A 19,478-nucleotide genomic window follows, 5' to 3' on the forward strand; every position below is an offset into this window, starting at 1 on the left:
CCCGTATCGATATGGCGCGATGCGCGCGCTTACACGGCCATTTCCGGCGGCGCGCGGCGCAAGCACCGCGTGATCCAGCCGAGATACGCAAGGCCGAGCACGAACCAGATCACGCCGAGCGCGATGGCGGTTTTCTCGAGGCTGCACAGCAGCCAGATATCGGTGATCGCGCCGATCAGCGGGAACACCAGGCCACCCAGGAAACCGAAGCCGCGCGTGCCGGCGGCGCCGCCCAGGTATTGACGGATCACGCACAGGTTCACCGAGGTGAACGCAAGGAACGCGCCGAAGTTGATGAACGAAGTGGACGTGGCCACGTCGAGCTTCAGCGCGATCAGGCCGATCGCGCCGGCAATCGCGATGTTGATGGCGGGCGTGCGAAAGCGCGGGTGGATGAAGCCGAAGATCGACTTGGGCAGCACTTCGTCGCGGCCCATTGCGTAGAGCAGGCGTCCCACGCTCGCCTGCGCCGAGATGCCCGAGGCGAACTGCGCGAGGATCAGGCCGGCGAGGAAGATCGTCACGAAAATGTCACCGCCTACTTTGCGCGCGATTTCGAACGCAGCCGAATCGGGGTCCTTGAACACGGCGCCCGGATGTGCGAGCTGCAACGTGTACGCGGCGATCACGAAGATCGCGCCGCCCAGCAGCGCGATCAGCACGATGGCGCGCGGAATGTTCTTTTCCGGCTCGATGGTTTCTTCGGTGAGCGTGGAGACGGCGTCGAAGCCGAGATACGAATACGCGGCGATGGCCGCGCCAGCCATCGTGGCCGAAAGCGGCACGTGCGGCTGGAAGAACGGCTGCGCGGCGAGCAGGCCGCCGGGGCCGGCCGCGGCCGCCGCGTAGTGCAGGCACAGCACGACGAAGATGGCGGCAATGCCGAGCTGCACGATCATCAGCACGATGTTGAAGCGCGCCGCGAGTTCGATGCCGATGATGTTCAGGCCGCTCGTGAGCACGATGAACGCGACGATCCAGATCCACGCGCTCACGTGCGGAAACGCAGCGCCCAGGTAGGCCGCGCCGATCAGCCAGATCACCATCGGCAAGAAGAAGTAGTCGAGCAGGGTGGCCCAGCCAATCATGAAGCCCATGTGCGCATTGAAGCTCTTGCGCGTGTAGGTGTAGGCGGAGCCGGCCACCGGGAACAGGCGCGCGAGCTTGCCATAGCTGAGCGCCGTGAACACGATCGCGATGAGCGCGATGAGATAGGCGAGCGCGGCAGTGTCCTGGCTCGCGCCCGCGAGCACGCCATAAGTGCCGTAGACGATCAGCGGCGCCATGTAGGCGAGGCCGAACAGGAGCACGGAGGGCAGGCCGAGCGTGCGCTTGAGATGCGGTTCGCGCGCGTGGCTTGCCACGCTTGCGCCGTTCGTGCCGTGGGTGCCGTGTTCAGCCGGCGTTGCGGAAGGCTTCATGATGCAGGTGTCTCCTGAGTGCTGCGGGTGTAGTCCGCGCGCGAGCGTGCGTGCCGCCCCGGCGGGGCAGCGCACGCTGCGTGGCTTCGATCGTTTGCTGGTGGGTTGTCGGCTGCGCTGGCCGCTGGCGCTGCGCGCTCAGCGGCTCGTGCGGGCGCGGATGTTGAGCGAGCGGCGGCCCTGCGCGTTGTTTTCATCGGCGAGATTCAGCGCGACGCGCGCATCGTGCAGATAGCTGTAATGCTCGCGGCTTTGCGCGAGCAGCGCGCGGTCCACGGTCACGGGCAGGACCGCGTCGTCGCTCTCGAGTTCGGCCAGCACGTCGCCGAACGGGCTGATGAGCGCCGATTCGCCGGGGAACGTGAGGTTGTCGTCGCCGTCGCCGGTGCGGTTCACGAGCGCCGCGAATGCCTGGTTTTCCATCGCACGCGCGATAATGGCGCGGCGGTGCACCGGGCCGAACGGATCCATGTTGCCGTTGGTGACGATCAGCATTTCCGCGCCGAGCACGCCGAGCGCACGCGCGGGTTCCGGAAACTCGATGTCGTAGCAGATCAGCAGGCCCACGGTCATGCCCTTGAATTCGCAGACCTCGAAACGGTCGCCGGGCGTGAAGACGCCGACGTCGGTGGCCCACAGGTGGGTCTTGCGATAACGCAGCGCGATTTCGCCGCGTTCGTCGATCAGGACGGTGGTGTTGTAGAAGCGCTCGTTGTCGCTGCTGTCACGCTCAGCAAGACCCACGGCCACCGCCACCTGGGCGTTGCGCGCGGCGTCGCGCACGGCGCAAAGCGAGGGGCCGGAGAGCGTCTCGGCCACGTCGCGCACGCGCTCGCGGGTGGGAAAGCCGGTGAGCGTGGCTTCGGGGAACACCATCAGGTCGGTACCCGCACGGCGCTTGCCGATCGCATCGAGCGTGCGCGCCAGATTGGGCGCGACGACGCCGTCAACGAGGGGAATTTGTGCGAGTTCGAGTTGCATGCCTGTCTCCTTGTGCCGCGCGAGCGTAATGAGCGGCTATTATCACCACGTTATTTTTGCTCGGAAATCACCCTGCAGGGGTACCCTGACCGGAGGAACCATGGAACTCGACTGGCAAGATCGCGCGTTCCATCACCATATCGCGACGCTCATCGACGCCCTCGACGGTCCCGAATTCTGGACCCGCATGACGCGCGTGATCGAGCGGTTCGTCGCTTTCGACAACTGGGTCGCGCTCGTCTTCATGCGCGATCGCGCACCGCTCGTCTGCGCCGAGTCGCCGATGCCCGACGGCACCGTGGATCTCTTGTTCCGCGCGTATCTGGAGGGCATGTACCAGCTCGATCCCTTCTATATCCACGCCTGCGAAAAGCCGCGTGCGGGGCTCGTCACGCTTGCCGAAGTCGCGCCTGATAACTTCCGCATGACGGACTACTACCAGCGCTATTTCAGGAGCAACATCATCGGCGACGAAGTGCAGTTCAATCACCCGCTCGATGCGCGCCGCACGCTGATTTTCTCGCTGGGCGCAACGCGCCATTACACCGAGCGCGATATTGCGATGTTCGCGATGTTTGCGCCGTGGGTGATGGCGTTGATGCGGCAGCGGCTGCCTTATGAGACGTTCTCGATGCCCGAGCCGGCTGAGGCGGATGCAGGCGCGCCGCGCGCCGAGACGACGGCGGCAGGCAACACGGATTACGCGAGCCGCTTCGAAGCGGTGGCGCGACAAAGCGGCCGCACGCCGCTCACGGCGCGCGAGATCGAAGTGGTGCGCCAGAGTCTTTCGGGATTTTCGACGCGCGCGATTGCCGAGCGGCTCGACATCTCGTTCGAGACCGTGCGTGCGCACAAGAAACATATTTACGCGAAGCTCGGCGTTAGTTCGCAGTCTGAACTATTTGCGCTGTTCTACGAGCCGCTGGGACGTGAAGGCGGATAGCAGTGTGAGCGCATGAACGCTCACACATGGCGGGTTCCTCAGAACTCGACCAGCGCGAAATCTTCCTTGCCCACATCGCACAGCGGGCAGCGCCAGTCGTCGGGCACGTCGGTCCAGCGCGTGCCGGGGGCGAGGCCGTCGTCGGGGGCGCCGGCGGCTTCGTCGTACACCCAGCCGCAGATCACGCAGACCCATTACTTTAAGGCTTGATCGGACCGAGTAGCGTGTGCCGCGCTTGCGGTGGCGGCATCCGCTCGAGGCTCGCGCGGCGCGTCGAGCGCCACGACGAGCGGCGCCGAAGTGGCTTCGCGCGCGGCCAGCTTTGCTTGCAGCGTGTCGAGCAGCGCGGCGGCTTCCGCGGCGGTGAGATCGATCCAGTAGGGATCGCCTGCGCCATCGTTCAGGCGCTCGGGTGAGAACTGGATTTCGAGGGCGACGCCTTTCTTGTACATAAGCGAAAACCTTGAAGCGTGCGTCCGGTGCGGCGCTTAGGCGAAGTGCTGGAGCACGAGCGAGACCGCGATGCCGCCGAACGCGATCAGCGCGAGCATCTGCAAAAGCGAGATGGATTTGCGTGCGGTCGTGGCGGCGGGGACGGATTGACGGTTCGAGTTCATGGCGTGCGATGCGATTGGGTGTTGCGGGTGCGTGACTTGGGCGTTGGGTGCGCCAGGATCGGCGCAGCCGGCAAGTTTCGCACGATTTCGCATCCGGGGGGACGATTGCGCGCAATTCGCGCGCACGGGTCGCACCCCCCGAGGCTACCTGTGCGGCCCGCACTGGCATTGAGCACGGCGGCCCTGATTATCGCCGCTCCTGCGCCGAATATTGCGAAGCGTGCGGAGAGAGATTTTCTCGCGAGGGTTGCCTAAGCATGCAGCCAGCGCCGCTCGAAATACGAAAACCCCCAGCAAACGGGCAAGGCGCAAGCCATGCCGATCGCCACCTCGGCCACGCGAAAGAGTGCGACATCCCACACGGGGCCGTGGCTGGGTACGAGGAGCACGATGGTGGTGGTGGTGGCGCCAAGCCGCGCGGCGGTGCTCACGCGCAGGCACCAGCAGGAAACGATTACCACGGCCACCGCCACGAGATACACCGCCATGTTCTCCGGCCCGAGCGTGGCCGCCACGAAGCCCACAATGCCGCCGGAGATCGCGCCGATGAACTGGTCGCGCGACTGCGTGAGCGTATCGGCGTAATCGTGCTGCGTGACGGCGATGGCGGTGATCGCCGCCCAGAACGCCTGCTCGGTATGCAGCGCGTGGCCGATGCTGTAGGCGAGGCCTGCACCGCAAACGGCGCGCAGCGCCATGAGCATGCCTTGCGCGGCGCGGCTCTTGAGCGGCAGGTGTTTGAGCGCGCTCAGCGCGGATTGCTGCAGCGAGGAAAAATAGCCGAAGAGATTTTCTTGCGGATCGTGCATCGGGTTTGATCGGCTCGAAGGCCGATTTGAAAGCGAATTTGAAGGCGGCCCTGAGAGCTGGGCGCGCGGCGCGCCCGCCTGGTCGTCAAGGATATCAATTTCGCATGCAAGGTCAGCACGCCGCGCTTCTTTACGACGCGTACAGCTCCTCGAGGCACGCATCGAATGCGCCGATCAGGCGCTCGACATCGGCTTCGGTGGTATCGGGGCACACGAGCATCATGTTGTGAAACGGCGTGATGAGCACGCCCCGGTTGAGCAGATACAGATGGATGACTTGCTCGAGCTCGTCATTCATCGCGGCGCGCGCCTCGCTGCCATTGCGCGGCGGGGTGGCGCAGAACTGGAACTCGCTTCGCGCGCCCACGCGCGTCACGCACCACGGCAGCGCATGGCGCGCGATCGTTGCCGCGAGGCCCTGTGCGAGGCGCTCGGCGAGCGCGAACATCCGCGCATAGGCCGCGTCGGTCATGACTTCGTCGAGCGTCGCGCGCATCGCGCTCATCGATAGCGCGTTCGCCGTGAGCGTCGTGCCGATTCCCGAGTGGCCCGGCGGCGCTTCGAGCTTCGCTTTTTGCGCACGCGCGGCGAGTTCGGCGGAAAAGCCGTACACCGCGCACGGCACGCCGCCACCCACGGGCTTGCCGAGCACGAAGAGGTCGGGCTCGATGCCGTGCTCGCACGCATAGCCGCGCGGCCCGCTGCTGATGGTGTGCGTTTCGTCGATCAGCAGCAGCGTGCCGTGGCGCTTCATGAGCGCTTGCGCGTCGCGCCAGAAACCGGGATCGGGCAGCACCATGCCCACGTTGGTCATGGCAGGCTCGGCCAGCACGCAGGCCACTTTGTCATCGGCGAGCGCGCGCCCGAGCGCGTCGAGGTCGTTGAACTCCACCACGCGCGTGTGCGGCAGCAGGTCGTGCACCTGGCCCAGCAGGCTCGCGCGCTGCGTGGGCCGGCCATCGACGAGGTCGACGAAGACGTCGTCCACGGTGCCGTGATAGCAGCCGTTGAACACGACGATCGTGTTGCGCCCGGTGGCCGCGCGCGCCCAGCGCAGTGCGAAGCGGTTGGCGTCGCTCGCGGTCATGGCGAACTGCCAGTACGGCAGGCCGAAGCGCCGCGCGAGCGCCGTGCTCACGGCTACGGCGTCTTCGCCGGGCAGCATGGTGGTGAAGCCGCGCTGCGCCTGGCGCGCGAGCGCCTTGGCGACGGCGGGCGGTGCGTGGCCGAACATCGCGCCCGTGTCGCCGAGGCAGAAGTCGATGTAGCGGTGCCCGTCCACATCGGTGAAGGCTGCGCCGCGCGCCGCATCCACATAGAGCGAAAACGGCGTGGGCCAGTCGTTCATCCAGTGCAGCGGCACGCCGAACAGCAGATGCTGCGCGGCTTGCACGGAGAGGGCTTGCGACTTCGGGCGCGCGGCGACAAAGGCATCACGCTCGCGTGCCAGGATGCGCTGCGCGCGCTCCCGGTTCACGCCTTGGCGGTCTTGCATGGATGCTTCCTCGAGGATGGAGTCGCGCCGATCCTCGCATGCACCCGCACTGAAGTAAATTCGGGCGCGCCCGCCTTACTTCCTGTCGATCGAGAACTTCCCCGGACCTGCCACGGCGAGTGCGATCAGGCCGCCCGCGATGCTCATGTTCTTGTAGAAGTTGATCATGTTCGCCATCTGCTCCATGCCGGTCATGGTCCAGAAGTGATGGCCGATGAACGCGGTGGCGACAGTGTAGATCGCCAGCAGCACGGCCAGCGGTCGCGTGAAGAAGCCCACGAGCAGCAGGATGCCCACCACGAGCTCCATGACGACCGCGATGACGGCCGAGAGCATCGGTATCGGCGCGCCTTCGTGCGCCATGAAGTCGACGGTGCCGGCAAACCCGGTGATCTTGGACCAGCCGAACAGGATGAAGAGCGAGGTCAGCAGGACGCGAGAGACGAGCAGGGCGAGGTCGTTGCCCTGGCCGAAGAGGTTGTATCGCATTGTATTTCTCCGAAGACGTTGAAGCGGGTTGTTTGTTTTGTTGCCCGTGTCGGCCGCGCGGCCCGCCGCCTGGCGGCGGCCGCGCTAGCACTGATTACGACCAGAGTTCCGACACCTCGATATTACGCAGATCGAACACCAGCACCTCGGCATCGTGTCCGTCGCTGAAGGTCAGCTCGCGCTCGGAGCGGATCCGCGCGCCGTCGCCTTCGCCCAGCTCCACGCCGTTGACCTTCACGCTGCCGCGCGCCACGTGCACATAGGCGTAGCGGTCCGCGCCGATCTCGAGCGTTGCGCTCTGCGCGCCGTCGAAGCGGCCCGCATAGACCCGCGCGTCCTGGCGCAGCTCCAGCGACTCGGCAGCGCCGTCCGGCGAGAGAACCAGGCGCAGCTTGCCACGCTTTTCCGCATCCGCAATGTGCTTCTGCTGATAGCGCGGCTGCGCGCCCTTCACGTTCGGCGCAATCCAGATTTGCAGGAAGTGCACCGGCTGTTCGGCCGAGTGGTTGAACTCGCTATGCGCGACGCCGGTGCCCGCGCTCATCAGCTGTACGTCGCCGGGGACGATCACCGAGCCGGTGCCCATCGAGTCCTTGTGCTCCAGCCCCCCTTCCAGCACGTACGAGAAGATTTCCATGTCGCGGTGCGGATGCTTGCCGAAGCCGCGCCCCGGGGCCACGCGGTCGTCGTTGATCACGAGCAGGTCCGAGAAGCCGATCTGCTTCGGGTCGTAGTAGTTCGCGAACGAAAACGTGTGGCGCGAGCTGAGCCAGCCATGTTCGCCGCGGCCGCGTTGGTCTGCTTTGCGAAGTTCGATCATGTTCGTTTCTCCGTTGGTTCCGATGTTCGGTTGCGATGGAGACAGTTTAGGTCAACCCATGCGATACGGAGCGTCGTAAAATACGACTCACTGTCATATTGAAGTGGACAATCGCCATGCAACTCGATGACATGCGGATCTTTGTCAGCGCCGTGGAGGCGGGCAGCTTCACGGCGGCGGCCAACCGGCTGCGGCTCTCGAAGCAATTCGTGAGCCGCCGCGTGGCCGCGCTGGAAGCCGATCTCGGCGCGCGGCTGCTGGTGCGCAATACGCGCAAGCTGGCCGCGACGGACCTCGGCCAGGAGTTCCACGAGCGCGCGAAGCGCATCCTCGCCGAGGTGGCGGACACGGAGCAGGCCATGTCGGCGCGCCGCTCGGAGCCGCGCGGCCTGCTCAAGGTGAGCGCGCCGATGTCGTTCGGCATGGCGCATCTCTCGCCGCTCGTCGCCGAATTCCTGCGCGCGCATCCCGACGTGCACTTCGACATGGACCTGAGCGACCGCAGCGTCGACGTGATCGGCGAGGGCTTCGACATGGCGCTGCGCATCGGAAGGCTCTCCGATTCCACGCTGATCGCCCAGAGGCTCATCGACGTGCGCATGATCGCCTGCTGCAGCCCCGGCTACCGGCGCCGGCACCGCGAGCCGCAAACGCCCGCCGATCTCGCGCAGCACGCCTGCCTGCCATACGGGCAGCAGGGGCGCGCGTCGTGGGACTTCATGATCGACGGGGTGCGCACGCCGTTCGAGGTGCGCGGGCCGCTGCGGGCCAACAACGGCGAGGTGATTCGCGATGCAGCGGTGGCGGGCCTTGGCATTTGCTATCTGCCGGACTTCATCGTGGCAGGATCGGTTGATGCGGGGTTGCTGGTGGAGGTGCTCGAAGCGTTCATGCCGCCGCCCAACGCGCTGCACGCGCTGTATCCGCAGCACCGCGAAGCTTCCGTGACCATCCGCGCATTTACGCAATTTCTGCGCGAACGTCTGGCAGCTCGCGCGGCAACTGCGCGCGGCGGTGCGCTTTGATGCGCAATCCGCGGGGATTCGGCGCGCCGGTCTTGTGATTTGCCGGTTGCGCCCGCATCTAGAAGATTGCCGCCCCGGCGGCACTGCCCGGTATATCGGGCAGATGAGGTGGGATGTCGCAATTTCGTTGTATGCTCACCGCCCCGAGGGTTGCTCACGCTGCCTCGATGCGGGCGTGGAACGCCGTGCTGGCGGGCTTGGAGGCCCAATCAGGGCTTTCTATGAGGCTCGATAGACATGGTTTATCCCGGCGATCAATGTAATCAATTTTTCAAATGGCCGTGATTCCCGTAATCTACGTCCATCCCTTTCCAACCCAGAGCGAGGAAACAACTGATGTCTCTCATCAACACGCAAGTCAAGCCGTTCAAGGCCACCGCATTCCACAATGGCAAGTTCGTTCCGGTCTCTGAAGAGAACTTCCTGGGCAAGTGGTCCGTGGTCGTGTTCTACCCGGCCGACTTCACTTTCGTGTGCCCGACCGAACTCGGCGATCTGGCCGACCAGTACGCGGAATTCCAGAAGCTGGGCGTTGAAATCTACGGCGTGTCGACCGACACGCACTTCACGCACAAGGCATGGCACGACACGTCGGAAACCATCGCCAAGATCAAGTACCCGCTCGTCGGCGACCCGACCGGCGCGCTCACGCGCAACTTCGACGTGATGATCGAAGAAGAAGGCCTGGCACTGCGCGGCACGTTCGTGATCAACCCGCAAGGCGAGATCAAGCTGTGCGAAATCCATGACAACGGCATCGGCCGTGACGCCAAGGAACTGCTGCGCAAGGTTCAGGCTGCCCAGTACGTTGCGGCTCACCCGGGCGAAGTGTGCCCCGCCAAGTGGACGCCGGGCGCTGAAACGCTCAAGCCGTCGCTCGACCTCGTCGGCAAGATCTAAGCGTCGATGTTCGATGCGGTCGCCCTGACCGCATGACGCTGAAAATCGCACTGAGCTGCACAACCGGGCCGTACCCTCGCGGCTTGCGGCCCGGAAGCCTTGCTGCAAAGCTCAAAAGGCTTTGTTATCGCGAGGCATTAGTTAGCATTCCAACGCTTCTTCTCCAGCAGGAAAAAAAACGCCATGCTCGACGCCAACCTCAAAGATCAACTCAAAAACTACCTCGAAAAAGTCACGCAGTCGATCGAGATCGTTGCGTACCTGGATGACGGCGAGAAGTCGCAAGAGCTGCAGCAACTGCTGCAGGACATCGCATCGCTTTCGGATCGCATCGCGTACGAAGAACGCCGTGGCGCCGCAATTGGCGACGCGCGTACCCCTTCGTTCGAGATCAAGCGCGCGAACTCCGACGTCAAGGTGACGTTCGCGGGCATTCCGATGGGCCATGAATTCACGTCGCTCGTGCTGGCGCTGCTCCAGGTGGGCGGCCACCCGGTCAAGCTCGAGAACGAAACGATCGAACAGGTGAAGGCGCTCGACGGCGCGTTCTCGTTCGAAGTCTATATGTCGCTGTCGTGCCAGAACTGCCCGGAAGTCGTGCAGTCGATCAACGCGATGGCCGCGCTCAACCCGAACGTGCAGATCGCCACGATCGACGGCGCACTGTTCCAGGACGAAGTCGAGCAGCGCAAGATCATGGCCGTGCCGACCATCTACCTGAACGGCGAAGTGTTTGGCCAGGGCCGCATGGGCGTCGAGGAGATTCTCGCGAAGCTCGACACTGGCGCCTCGGCGCGTGCAGCAGAAAAGCTCAACCAGAAAGATATTTTCGACATGCTCATCGTCGGCGGCGGCCCCGCTGGCGCAGCGGCCGCGATTTACGCGGCGCGCAAGGGCATTCGCACCGGCGTGCTGGCCGAACGCTTCGGCGGCCAGGTGCTCGACACGATGTCGATCGAGAACTTCGTCTCGGTGCAGGAAACCGACGGGCCGAAGTTCGCCGTGGCGCTCGAGCAGCACGTGCGCGCCTACGACGTCGACATCATGAACCTGCAGCGCGCCGAAGCGCTCACCGCCGTCGGCAACGGCTTTGAAGTGCGCACCGCGAGCGGCGCGAGGCTGCGTGCGAAGAGCGTAGTGCTCGCCACGGGCGCGCGCTGGCGCAATGTGGATGTGCCTGGCGAGCAGGAGTACAAGAACAAGGGCGTGGCGTACTGCCCGCACTGCGACGGCCCGCTTTTCAAGGGCAAGCGCGTGGCCGTGATCGGCGGCGGCAATTCGGGCGTCGAGGCGGCCATCGACCTCGCGGGCATCGTGAGCCATGTGACGCTGCTCGAATTCGGCGCACAACTGCGTGCGGACGAGGTGCTGCAACGCAAGCTGCGCAGCCTGCCGAACGTCACCGTGCACGTGAATGCGCAGACCACGGAGATTAGCGGCGATGGCCAGAAGGTCACCGGCCTCGCGTATCTCGACCGCAACACGGGCGAGAAGCATCGCGTCGAACTCGAAGGCGTGTTCGTGCAGATCGGCCTCGTGCCGAACACCGAATTCCTCAAGGGCACGGTGGCGCTTTCGAAGCATGGCGAGATCGAAGTGGACGCGAAGGGCCAGACCTCGGTGCCGGGCGTGTTCGCCGCCGGCGACGTGACGACGGTGCCGTTCAAGCAGATCGTGATCGCCGTGGGCGAGGGCGCGAAGGCCTCGCTGAGTGCGTTCGACTATCTGATCCGTTCGTCGGTGGAGCAGGAAGAAGAAGCGGTTGCGTAAATTTGCCTGCGAAGGCATGCAGCATCATGGAAAACGCCGGCGTCTACTCAGATCGCCGGCGTTTTTTCGTGCGTTTTCTTTCGTCTAGCCGTTGAGCCGTTGTCGTGCGGACACGGCTGCTCACGCGGCCAGACGCTGCAAATCGGTCAGTTTCACGTGCTTCGCGGCCTCTTCGAGATCGTAGTCTGTCTGCAAGCTCATCCAGAACTGCGGCGTCGTGCCAAAAACGAAGGACAGCCGCAGCGCCGTGTCGGCAGTGACGCTGCGCTCACCATGCACGATCTCGTTAATGCGGCGCGGTGGAACGCTCATGGCGCGGGCCACTGCGTTCTGGCTCATTCCCATGGGCGTCAGAAACTCTTCCTGGAGGACGACGCCGGGATGCACGTTCGCGAGTTTTTTCATAGTCTGCGCCTCGGTTAATGGTAGTCGACGATTTCGACGTCGTATGCGTTTCCATTGCTCCAACGAAAGCACACGCGCCATTGATCGTTGATGCGGATACTGTCCTGTCCGGCTCGGTCACCCTTCAACAGCTCAAGCCTGTTCGCTGGCGGGATGAGCAAATCCGCAAGATCATGCGCCGCATGAAGCATGCGCAGCTTGCGGCGTGCGATCTGCTGCATTTCAGCAGGCAGCCGCCTCGATCGCTCGCCAGTCCAGATGAGTGCAGTTTCGCGGTCTTCAAAGTTTTGGATCGCCATGCGAAAGCATAACGCCACGCATCATATGACGCGCGGCGTTATGGTTGTCCAGATCTGCCTGAAGTCAAGCGATACCCACAAATTGCGGCGTCTCACTCCCGCTCACGTTGCGCAGTCACTCATTCCTGCACGAGCGAGTTGCGATACGAAAACCCGACTGCCGGATCAGCATGCTTCTGGCGATGCGCGTTGCGCAGCGGCTTGAGCACGAACACGGCCAGCAGTGCGGAGAGCGCCGCCATGCCCGAGGCGAGCATGAACACGGCGTGCCAGCTTCCGGTAGCCGCGGTGATCACGCTGGAGAACGGCACGAGCAGCGCAGCGGTGCCTTTCGCGGTGTAGAGCAGACCGGCGTTGGTCGCCGCGAACTTCGGGCCGAAGGTGTCGCCGCAGGTGGCGGGGAAGAGACTGTAGATCTCGCCCCACGCAAAGAACACGATACCCGTGAGCACGACGAAGGCAACCGGGCTGTGCCCGTAGCGCGAGAGCAGCACGATGCCGACGGCCTCCACGGCGAACGCGACGAACATCGTGTTCTCGCGGCCGATGCGGTCCGAGACCCAGCCGAAGAACGGCCGCGTGAGGCCATTGAGCACACGGTCGATGGTGAGCGCGAAGGTGAGCGCGGGCAGCGTGAGGCCGAGCAGCGAGACCGGCGCGTCGTGCAGGCCGAAGTCCTTCGCGATCGGGCCGAGCTGCGCGGTCGCCATCAGGCCGCCGGCGGCCATCATCACGAACATCGCGTACATCACCCAGAAGATGGGCGAGGCGATCACCTCGCGCGGCCTCGCGTTATAGACGGCGCTCACACCTTGCGCGGCGTGTTTCGCGGCTTCGCCGATGGCGCGCTTTGCGGCGGCGACGCCATGCGAAGCCGGCGCCGCGAGCGCGAGGCCGAGCACGAGCACGACGATCCCTTGACCGAGACCGAACCAGAGGAACGTCGCCTCATAGCCGCTGCTCTTGATCATGTTGGCGATGGGCACGACGGTGGCTGCCGATCCTGCGCCGAAGCCCGCCGCCGTGATGCCGGCCGCGAGCCCCCGCCGGTTGGGGAACCACTTGAGCGCATTGCCGACGCAAGTGCCGTACACGGCACCCGCACCAAGCCCGCCCACGGCCGCCGCGACATAGAGCAAGGGCAGCGACGAGGCGAACGAGTTGAGCACCCAGGCGATTGCGCACAGCAGCCCGCCGCCGACCACCACGGGGCGCGGGCCATACTTGTCGACGAGCCAGCCTTCGACCGGCACGAGCCAGGTTTCGGTGACGACGAAGATCGTGAACGCGACCTGAATCGCCGCGCGTCCCCAGTGGTACTTCTCGTTGATCGGATTGACGAACAGCGTCCAGCCGTACTGCATGTTGGCGATCATCGCCATGCAGATTACGCCGAACACGAGCTGAACCCATGGCGACGCAAAGCGCGACGCCCCTCCTTGCCGATGCTCCATCAGTGTCTCCTTGTTGATGTTCCGCGAGGCCGTTTTTGCGTCTGGTTGCGGCCTTGTATCCTGTCGTTTTGCTGACAGTCGTTTACACAATATGTAATATATCAACGGAGTCAAGAGAAAGCAGTCTCAGTGTTTCCACTAACGTGGGACATTGATGAGCAGGCTTTTTGGAAGCTTTAAATCGATGCCGAAAAAGCAAAAAAAAGCCCGCAGGACAAGGCCTGGCGGGCTGAGTCATGTGCGAGATAGTGGAGATCGCGACATGTGATGCCGTTATAGATGAAAGTTTTTTGTAATGAAAGAAGAATTTTTCTAAAGCCTTTCATTCAGATGCGAGTGAAAGGTTTGAGGCCTTTGAGCGGGCGAGCAGCTCACCCGCGCGCCGCAATCTCCTTCTTCCACCCCGCGATGATCTTCGCCGCGAGGGCGTTGTAGTCGCCATCGAAGTGATGGCTGCCGCCCGTCTTCACAAGCTCGATGCCGGTGTTCGCGAGCGCCGGGCACAACGTGTCTTTTTCATCGGCGCCATAGACGCATTGCACGATCGCGGGCGGCACCTTCGCGAGTTCTGGGCGCACCTGCAGCGCCTTCTCGCTCGCGGGCATGCCGAGCCAGCCCGTCACGCGGATCTGGAAATCGGCGTCGGGCGCGAAGCCGAGCAGCGACATGTACGAGACCTTCGCGCGCAGAGCGTCGGGCAGGCGGTTGTAGGCGAACGGCATCACGTCCGCGCCGAACGAATAGCCCACCAGCGCGATGTGCTTCGCATGCCAGCGCGCGGCGTAGGTGTTGAGCACGCGCGCGAGGTCATGGCTCGTTTGTGCGGGGCTCTTCTCGCTCCAGAAGTAACGCAGCGCGTCCCAGCCGATCACCGAAATACCCTGTTTTTGCAGGGCTTCCGCAATGGTTTTGTCGAGATCGCGCCAGCCGCCGTCGCCGGAAATCACGACTGCGAGCATGTCGGTCGGATGCGCGGCGGGCAGCTCGACGAGCGGCAGATCCGACACGTCTTCCTCGCTCTCCGTCTGCACGCGCAGATGCGGTGCGGTGAGCGCGACGAGCTTGTCGGCATCGGAGAGGTTCGCGGCAAATGCGTGCGGCGCCGGGTGAGTGGCGCCAGTCTCTGCGGGCAATTTGGTTGCATTAGCAACGGTCGTTGCGCCTTGCTCGAAGAAGCCGGGCAGGCCGTTGCCGCGCGACAGCGTAGCGTCGGCGGGGCAGGGCGAGAAGCGTGCGTCGAGCTGCGCGGCGGGATCGAGCGACACCGCGCCCGCCATCGTGTTCGCGGGTGCTTGCGAGAGCATGCGTTGCGCGACGAGCGCGCCCTGGCCGCTGCCGATCGCGATCGGCGCGAAGTACTGGTTCGATGCCTGCTGGCGTTCGAGTTGATGACTGAGCGCTTCGGCGTCGCCATAGAGCTTGTGGCAGGTCTCGTTCTTCACCGCCGCGAGATTGCTTGCGTAGCGCTCCGTATCCACGCCCACGACCAGCGCGCCGTGTTGCGCGAGGGCGTCGGCGCGCGTCTGGTCGGCGGCGCTCCAGTGCTTGCCCGCCGAGAACAGCACGGCAAAGCCGCGCATCGCGCCGGTGGGTTTGGTCACGGCGACATCGCCGTAGCGGCCGCCCGAGACGCGTGCGGGCACGGGGTGTGACGGCGCGCCTGTTTCGGTTGCGTTGACCTGAACCGCGCAGAGCGCGAGCACGGCGGCGCCCGCCGCAGCGCCCGCGAGGCGCGGCAGCGAGAAAGTACGAAAATTCATGAGCGCCAGCCTCCTGCCAGCAACGAAAGATCCGCGAGGGTGATGAACACGCTGATCGAGCCCGATGCAGCCAGATAACGCGGTTCCCAGCGCGGCGCGAACTTGTTCTTGAAGCCGCGCAGCCCCCGGAAGTTATAGAACTTGCCGCCGAAGCGCCAGATCAGCCCGGCGAGGCGGTGCCACGACGAAGCGAGCGGCGTCGGCCCCATGCCGGCGAGCGGCGCCATGCCGAGCGACAGCGATTGATAGCCGGCGCCCTTCAGATGCAGCGAAAGTTGCGTGAACAGATACTCCATCGCGTAAGGCGACGCGCCCGGCAGATGGCGCATGACGCCGACCGTCGCATCGGTGTTGAGGTCGGTCGTCATGAAGGTCACGAAAGCGAGCGGCGCGCCGTTCTGGCGCACCAGCAGCACGTGTTGCGCGGCGAGGTAGTCGTCGTCGAAGGCGGCCACCGAGAAGCTCTTCTCGCGCACGTCGCGCTCCTCGAGCCACGCGTCGGAGATCGCGCGCAGCACCGGCAGGCTGTCGCTCATGCGCGCAGGATCGATGTGCTCGAACGTAAAGCCGTCGCGTTCGCCGCGCTTGAGCGCATAGCGCAGATGGGCGCGCTGCGGTCCCTTGAGATCGAACTCCTGGAGCATCACGCGCGCTTCCTCGCCGAGCTTCATCAGCGTGAGGCCGGCGTCGAGATAGAGCGGCAGGGCGTCGGCGCGAACCTGATAGAACGCGGCGCGGCCGCCGTGCGCGTGTGCGAGCGAGACGAACTCGCGAATCAGCGCGGGCCATTCATTGCGCGGGCCCACCGGGTCGTGCAGCGCGGCCCACGTGCGCCCGCGCTTCGCATACATGAGGAACGCGTTGCGCGAGGACGAGAACAGGAAGCTCTTGTCGCCCATGAGCGCGAGGCCTGCGTCGCTGCGTTCCTGCGCGCGCACGATGCGCGCGGCTTCGGCCAGATCCTCGCTCGCGGGAATCACGAAGCGGCCCGCGGCCGGACGCAGTAGTTGCCACGACGCGAGCGCCGCTGCGAACACGCCCGCGCCGAGGGTCGCGCGCAGCGCGCGCGGCGCGCGTTCGTCGAACGCGAATTGCCACCAGAGATGCTGCGAATACTCGACATCGCGGAAGGCGAAGAACAGCACCCACACGGCGAGCGCGATCACGCAGCCCACCGAGGCGAGCCACGCGGGTGTGAAGGGTTCGGCGAACAGCGACGAATGACGGTTGAAGCGGCGGCGCGTGGTGAGCAACAGCGCGATCAGCACGCACAGCACGCCGGCTTCGACGAACGCGAGGCCCTTGGTGAGCGAGAGCGCGAGGTTGGCCACCGCGAGCATGAGAGCGAGCCACCAGGCGGCGTCGAGTCGGCGCAGCAGGCCGCGCGCGACGAACAGCAGCAGCACGCCGAACAGGCTGCCGAGCAGTTGCGAGCTTTCGAGCACCCAGAGCGGGATGAAATTCTGCAGGAGTTCTATGCGCTTGGTGAACGCGGGCGTGGCGCCCGAGATCACGAGCATGCTGCCGGTCACGAAGGTGACGATGGCGAGGAACAGCGGGGCGAGCTGCGAGACGCCATGGACGCCGCGCCTCGCGAAGTCCGTGTTGAGCGGATTCTTGAGCGCGCGGCCTTCGAACGCGGCGAGCAGCGCAGCCGAGAGCGCGAGCGGCGCGCCGAAATAGATCGCGCGATAGGCGAGCAAGGCAGCGAACACTTTGGGGCCCGGCACGCTCTCGCCGAGTGCGAACACCATCGCCGCCTCGAACACGCCGATGCCGCCGGGCGTGTGGCCGATCAGGCCGAGCAGCATGGCGACGCTGTAGACGGTGAGGAAGTCGGCAAAGCCGATATGCGCGTGCGGCATCACCGACCACAGCGCGAGGCCCGCGCCGACCACGTCAAGCGCTGCGAGCAGCAACTGTGCGACGAGGTCGCGCCGCGCGGGGACGGTGAAGCGCAGCCAGGCGCGCTTGAACGGCGCGGCTTCGCGCGCCTCGCTGGGGCAGGCCGCGATGAGCCCCGCGCCGAGCGCGAGCACCACGCCGCCGATCCAGCGCAGCGCTTCGGGCGAGAGGTGCAGCAGGCCCGTGAGCGTGTCGGCGGCGCCGACCATGCCGAGCGCGCTCATGAGCGCGAGGGCGAGCGCGAGCGTGACGCTCGTGAACACCGTCATGCGGCCGACTTGCGCCGCCGTGACGCCCGCGCCGCCGTAGACGCGGCAGCGCACGGCGCCGCCCGTGAGCGCGCCGAAGCCCGTTACGTTGCCGAGCGCCGAGCCGGCGATGGCGCCTACCCACAGCGCACTGCGCGAGACGCGCGCGCCGAGGTAGCGCAGGCCGACCGCGTCGCGGCCCACGAGCGCGACGAAGCTGATGGCGGTGGCGCCGAGCGCGCCGGTCCATTGCGCCGGGCTCAGGTGCCAGAGCTGGCGAATGACCGAGCGGTAGTCGACGGACTGCGAGAGGTGCTGAAACACCAGCAGCAGCAGCGCGCAGATGCCGATGGCGAAGGCCGGCGCCACGAAGCGCTGCAGGCGCAACGCGCGGGCGCGGCGGCGCAACGCCACGGCGGCGGGGCGCGCAATGCGCGAAGGGGGCGATTCAAACATGGGTTGACCTGGCGATTCTCCGATGCCGCGCGGGCGCCGTGGTTGGCGTCTTCAGGGCGGCATCGCATAGTGTTTGTCGATGGGTCCGGCGGTTGCGCGTTGCCGCGGCAGGCAGCGCAAGGGGCCGTGGGGCTGGCCTTTACGGCGAGCCAAACCGTAAACGTTTGGTAAATGACTGGTAAAAAAACAAACGCGCGGAGCGACCTGATGGTTGACCCCGTGCCCGAGAAACATCGAGGGAAGTCTCAAAGGGCCGGATAATCCAAAGAGCGGAGCGGGGCATTGTATCGTTCGCAACCCAATGATGTTTACGGCCGGATTGGGTCCTTTCTGAAACCACTGTGACCAATTCGAGACACGCTTTTTAATTCTTTTACTTCGGGTGTCGGTGGAGGTAGTCTGATTCGGTCACCTGCTGTTTGACTGCGGAAGTTCGACTGCGTCGGCGTTGCATCGGGCCTGAGTGAGTGCTTCAGCACATACTCAGGCCGACAGGAGAAAGACGTGAAACGACTCGCCCTGACTTCGCTTTCGTTCGTCGCGCTCGGCGCCGCCGGCGTCGCGCATGCGCAGACCAGCGTCACGCTGTACGGCACCCTCGACACGTCCATTACCTACGTCAATCACGCCAACGGCAACAAGAATCTCTGGGCGCTCGGCAACAGCAGCTACGGCAATCTGTCGGGTTCGCGCTGGGGCCTCAAGGGCGCCGAGGATCTGGGCGGCGGCCTCAAAGCCATCTTTCAGTTGGAGAGCGGCTTTAATCCGTCGACGGGGGCGTTGGGCCAGGGCGGCCGCCTGTTCGGCCGCCAGGCATACGTGGGCCTGACGGCAGCGCAGTACGGCTCGCTCACGCTCGGGCGCCAATATGACCCGGTGATCGACCTTGTTCAGGGCATCACCGAGGACAACTACCTGGGTTCCGTATTCGCGACGCCCGGCGACGTCGACAACTATGACAACAGCTTCCGCGTCAACAACGCCGTCAAATACACCACGCCAGTCTGGAACGGCCTGCAGGCCGCCGCCATGTATTCGTTCGGCGGCATCGCCGGCTCGACGGGGGCCGAACAATCGTATTCGGCGGCGGTGGCGTACAACCGCGGACCTGTCTCGCTCGCGGGTGGCTACTTCTACGCGGCCAACAGCCAGGCGGGCAGCGGCATCCGGACCACCGGATGGAGCAGCACCTCGGACGGCACCTTCGACAGTTCCATCAACCGCGGCTATGTGAGCGCTCACTCGCTTTCCATTGCACGCGCGGCGGCGCAATACTCGCTCGGCCAATTCACCTTCGGGCTCGGATACAGCAACGCGCAATACGCGCCGGACGGCAGCTCGGTATTCCACGGCACCGAGAAGTACAACACGGGGCAGGGCTTCATGAACTATCACCTGACACCGGTGCTCCTGCTCGGCCTCGGCTATGCCTATACGCATGCCAATGGCGACACGAACGCAAATTACCACCAGGTGTCGATCGGCGCGGATTACAGCCTTTCTAAGCGCACCGACATCTACATGACGGCGGGCTGGCAGCACGCAAGCGGCGACCAGGGCGACGGCCTGGGCGGCTCGATGCCAGCCGAGGCGTCGATTGGCTCGTACGGCTATAACGGCACGGCGACGCAGACCATGTTCAATCTGGGCCTGCGGCACAAGTTCTGACGCGTCACGGTGC

The 19,478-nt window shown here is 65.0% G+C and carries 17 protein-coding genes and 1 pseudogene; 5 read left to right on the plus strand and 13 right to left on the minus strand.

Annotated features, from left to right (window positions below):
* Window positions 1–29: 29 nt before the first annotated feature.
* Complete coding sequence (locus P5W98_RS20855) at window positions 30–1,421, minus strand: APC family permease (RefSeq protein WP_421026191.1); 1,392 nt, start codon at window positions 1,419–1,421, stop codon at window positions 30–32.
* A gap of 138 nt (window positions 1,422–1,559) precedes the next feature.
* Complete coding sequence (locus P5W98_RS20860; RefSeq protein ID WP_421026190.1) at window positions 1,560–2,402, minus strand: carbon-nitrogen hydrolase family protein; 843 nt, start codon at window positions 2,400–2,402, stop codon at window positions 1,560–1,562.
* Window positions 2,403–2,502: 100 nt separating this feature from the next.
* On the opposite strand from P5W98_RS20860, the gene P5W98_RS20865 reads away from it, so the two are divergent.
* Entirely contained in the window at window positions 2,503–3,345 is an 843-nt protein-coding gene (locus P5W98_RS20865; RefSeq protein WP_421026189.1) for a helix-turn-helix transcriptional regulator, read from the plus strand.
* A 38-nt stretch (window positions 3,346–3,383) separates the two neighbouring features.
* Here P5W98_RS20865 and P5W98_RS20870 read toward each other — a convergent pair.
* The 6 genes and pseudogenes from P5W98_RS20870 to P5W98_RS20895 all read right to left on the minus strand — a co-directional run bounded on the left by P5W98_RS20870 (window position 3,384) and on the right by P5W98_RS20895 (window position 7,575).
* Window positions 3,384–3,797 (minus strand): annotated as a pseudogene (locus P5W98_RS20870) (rubredoxin).
* A 36-nt stretch (window positions 3,798–3,833) separates the two neighbouring features.
* Complete coding sequence (locus P5W98_RS20875; protein ID WP_421026188.1) at window positions 3,834–3,962, minus strand: hypothetical protein; 129 nt, start codon at window positions 3,960–3,962, stop codon at window positions 3,834–3,836.
* 251 nt (window positions 3,963–4,213) lie between these two features.
* Complete coding sequence (locus tag P5W98_RS20880; RefSeq protein ID WP_421026187.1) at window positions 4,214–4,771, minus strand: FUSC family protein; 558 nt, start codon at window positions 4,769–4,771, stop codon at window positions 4,214–4,216.
* Between the two features lie 130 nt (window positions 4,772–4,901).
* Window positions 4,902–6,266, minus strand: coding sequence for an aspartate aminotransferase family protein (locus P5W98_RS20885; protein WP_421026186.1), 1,365 nt, complete (start codon window positions 6,264–6,266; stop codon window positions 4,902–4,904).
* A gap of 75 nt (window positions 6,267–6,341) precedes the next feature.
* A complete protein-coding gene (locus P5W98_RS20890) occupies window positions 6,342–6,755 on the minus strand; it encodes a DoxX family protein (RefSeq protein WP_421026185.1) in 414 nt (137 codons plus the stop codon).
* Between the two features lie 94 nt (window positions 6,756–6,849).
* Window positions 6,850–7,575: a pirin family protein gene (locus tag P5W98_RS20895; protein ID WP_421026184.1), complete on the minus strand. Its 726-nt coding sequence runs from the start codon at window positions 7,573–7,575 to the stop codon at window positions 6,850–6,852.
* Between the two features lie 116 nt (window positions 7,576–7,691).
* Here P5W98_RS20895 and P5W98_RS20900 point away from each other — a divergent pair, with 116 nt between their 5' ends.
* From P5W98_RS20900 to ahpF, 3 genes are all read left to right on the plus strand, one after another.
* Window positions 7,692–8,600 (plus strand): LysR family transcriptional regulator, encoded by a 909-nt coding sequence (locus tag P5W98_RS20900; protein ID WP_421026183.1) that lies wholly within the window; start codon window positions 7,692–7,694, stop codon window positions 8,598–8,600.
* Window positions 8,601–8,936: 336 nt separating this feature from the next.
* Window positions 8,937–9,500 (plus strand): alkyl hydroperoxide reductase subunit C, encoded by a 564-nt coding sequence (gene ahpC / locus P5W98_RS20905; protein WP_035527993.1) that lies wholly within the window; start codon window positions 8,937–8,939, stop codon window positions 9,498–9,500.
* A 183-nt stretch (window positions 9,501–9,683) separates the two neighbouring features.
* Window positions 9,684–11,270: an alkyl hydroperoxide reductase subunit F gene (gene ahpF / locus P5W98_RS20910; RefSeq protein ID WP_421026182.1), complete on the plus strand. Its 1,587-nt coding sequence runs from the start codon at window positions 9,684–9,686 to the stop codon at window positions 11,268–11,270.
* 120 nt (window positions 11,271–11,390) lie between these two features.
* On the opposite strand, the gene P5W98_RS20915 is transcribed toward ahpF, so the two are convergent.
* From P5W98_RS20915 to mprF, 5 genes are all read right to left on the minus strand, one after another.
* Window positions 11,391–11,675 carry a HigA family addiction module antitoxin gene (locus tag P5W98_RS20915; RefSeq protein ID WP_421026181.1) on the minus strand — a complete coding sequence of 95 codons (285 nt, stop codon included), beginning with the start codon at window positions 11,673–11,675 and terminating at the stop codon, window positions 11,391–11,393.
* A gap of 14 nt (window positions 11,676–11,689) precedes the next feature.
* Window positions 11,690–11,974, minus strand: a complete 285-nt coding sequence (locus P5W98_RS20920) for a type II toxin-antitoxin system RelE/ParE family toxin (protein ID WP_421026180.1) — start codon at window positions 11,972–11,974, stop codon at window positions 11,690–11,692.
* A gap of 119 nt (window positions 11,975–12,093) precedes the next feature.
* Entirely contained in the window at window positions 12,094–13,428 is a 1,335-nt protein-coding gene (gene oxlT / locus P5W98_RS20925) for an oxalate/formate MFS antiporter (RefSeq protein ID WP_421026179.1), read from the minus strand.
* 371 nt (window positions 13,429–13,799) lie between these two features.
* Entirely contained in the window at window positions 13,800–15,188 is a 1,389-nt protein-coding gene (locus tag P5W98_RS20930; RefSeq protein ID WP_421026178.1) for a virulence factor family protein, read from the minus strand.
* Entirely contained in the window at window positions 15,185–17,797 is a 2,613-nt protein-coding gene (gene mprF, locus P5W98_RS20935; RefSeq protein WP_421026177.1) for a bifunctional lysylphosphatidylglycerol flippase/synthetase MprF, read from the minus strand. Before mprF ends, P5W98_RS20930 begins: the two co-directional genes overlap by 4 nt.
* Window positions 17,798–18,301: 504 nt before the next feature.
* Between mprF and P5W98_RS20940 the strand changes: the two genes are divergently transcribed.
* Window positions 18,302–19,465, plus strand: coding sequence for a porin (locus P5W98_RS20940; RefSeq protein ID WP_421026176.1), 1,164 nt, complete (start codon window positions 18,302–18,304; stop codon window positions 19,463–19,465).
* Window positions 19,466–19,478: the final 13 nt, after the last annotated feature.

Origin of the sequence: Paraburkholderia sp. A1BS-2L, from assembly GCF_051125205.1 — a bacterium.
In the GTDB taxonomy this organism is placed as follows: domain Bacteria; phylum Pseudomonadota; class Gammaproteobacteria; order Burkholderiales; family Burkholderiaceae; genus Paraburkholderia.

Bases quoted from the DNA above. Each gene is read 5' to 3' on its own strand.
- P5W98_RS20855 (WP_421026191.1), bottom strand. From the start codon at position 1,421: ATGAAGCCTTCCGCAACGCCGGCTGAACACGGCACCCACGGCACGAAC.
- P5W98_RS20915 (WP_421026181.1), bottom strand. From the start codon at position 11,675: ATGAAAAAACTCGCGAACGTGCATCCCGGCGTCGTCCTCCAGGAAGAG.
- P5W98_RS20865 (WP_421026189.1), top strand. From the start codon at position 2,503: ATGGAACTCGACTGGCAAGATCGCGCGTTCCATCACCATATCGCGACG.
- P5W98_RS20920 (WP_421026180.1), bottom strand. From the start codon at position 11,974: ATGGCGATCCAAAACTTTGAAGACCGCGAAACTGCACTCATCTGGACT.
- P5W98_RS20885 (WP_421026186.1), bottom strand. From the start codon at position 6,266: ATGCAAGACCGCCAAGGCGTGAACCGGGAGCGCGCGCAGCGCATCCTG.
- ahpF (WP_421026182.1), top strand. From the start codon at position 9,684: ATGCTCGACGCCAACCTCAAAGATCAACTCAAAAACTACCTCGAAAAA.
- P5W98_RS20895 (WP_421026184.1), bottom strand. From the start codon at position 7,575: ATGATCGAACTTCGCAAAGCAGACCAACGCGGCCGCGGCGAACATGGC.
- P5W98_RS20880 (WP_421026187.1), bottom strand. From the start codon at position 4,771: ATGCACGATCCGCAAGAAAATCTCTTCGGCTATTTTTCCTCGCTGCAG.
- P5W98_RS20860 (WP_421026190.1), bottom strand. From the start codon at position 2,402: ATGCAACTCGAACTCGCACAAATTCCCCTCGTTGACGGCGTCGTCGCG.
- oxlT (WP_421026179.1), bottom strand. From the start codon at position 13,428: ATGGAGCATCGGCAAGGAGGGGCGTCGCGCTTTGCGTCGCCATGGGTT.
- P5W98_RS20890 (WP_421026185.1), bottom strand. From the start codon at position 6,755: ATGCGATACAACCTCTTCGGCCAGGGCAACGACCTCGCCCTGCTCGTC.
- P5W98_RS20900 (WP_421026183.1), top strand. From the start codon at position 7,692: ATGCAACTCGATGACATGCGGATCTTTGTCAGCGCCGTGGAGGCGGGC.
- mprF (WP_421026177.1), bottom strand. From the start codon at position 17,797: ATGTTTGAATCGCCCCCTTCGCGCATTGCGCGCCCCGCCGCCGTGGCG.
- ahpC (WP_035527993.1), top strand. From the start codon at position 8,937: ATGTCTCTCATCAACACGCAAGTCAAGCCGTTCAAGGCCACCGCATTC.
- P5W98_RS20930 (WP_421026178.1), bottom strand. From the start codon at position 15,188: ATGAATTTTCGTACTTTCTCGCTGCCGCGCCTCGCGGGCGCTGCGGCG.
- P5W98_RS20875 (WP_421026188.1), bottom strand. From the start codon at position 3,962: ATGAACTCGAACCGTCAATCCGTCCCCGCCGCCACGACCGCACGCAAA.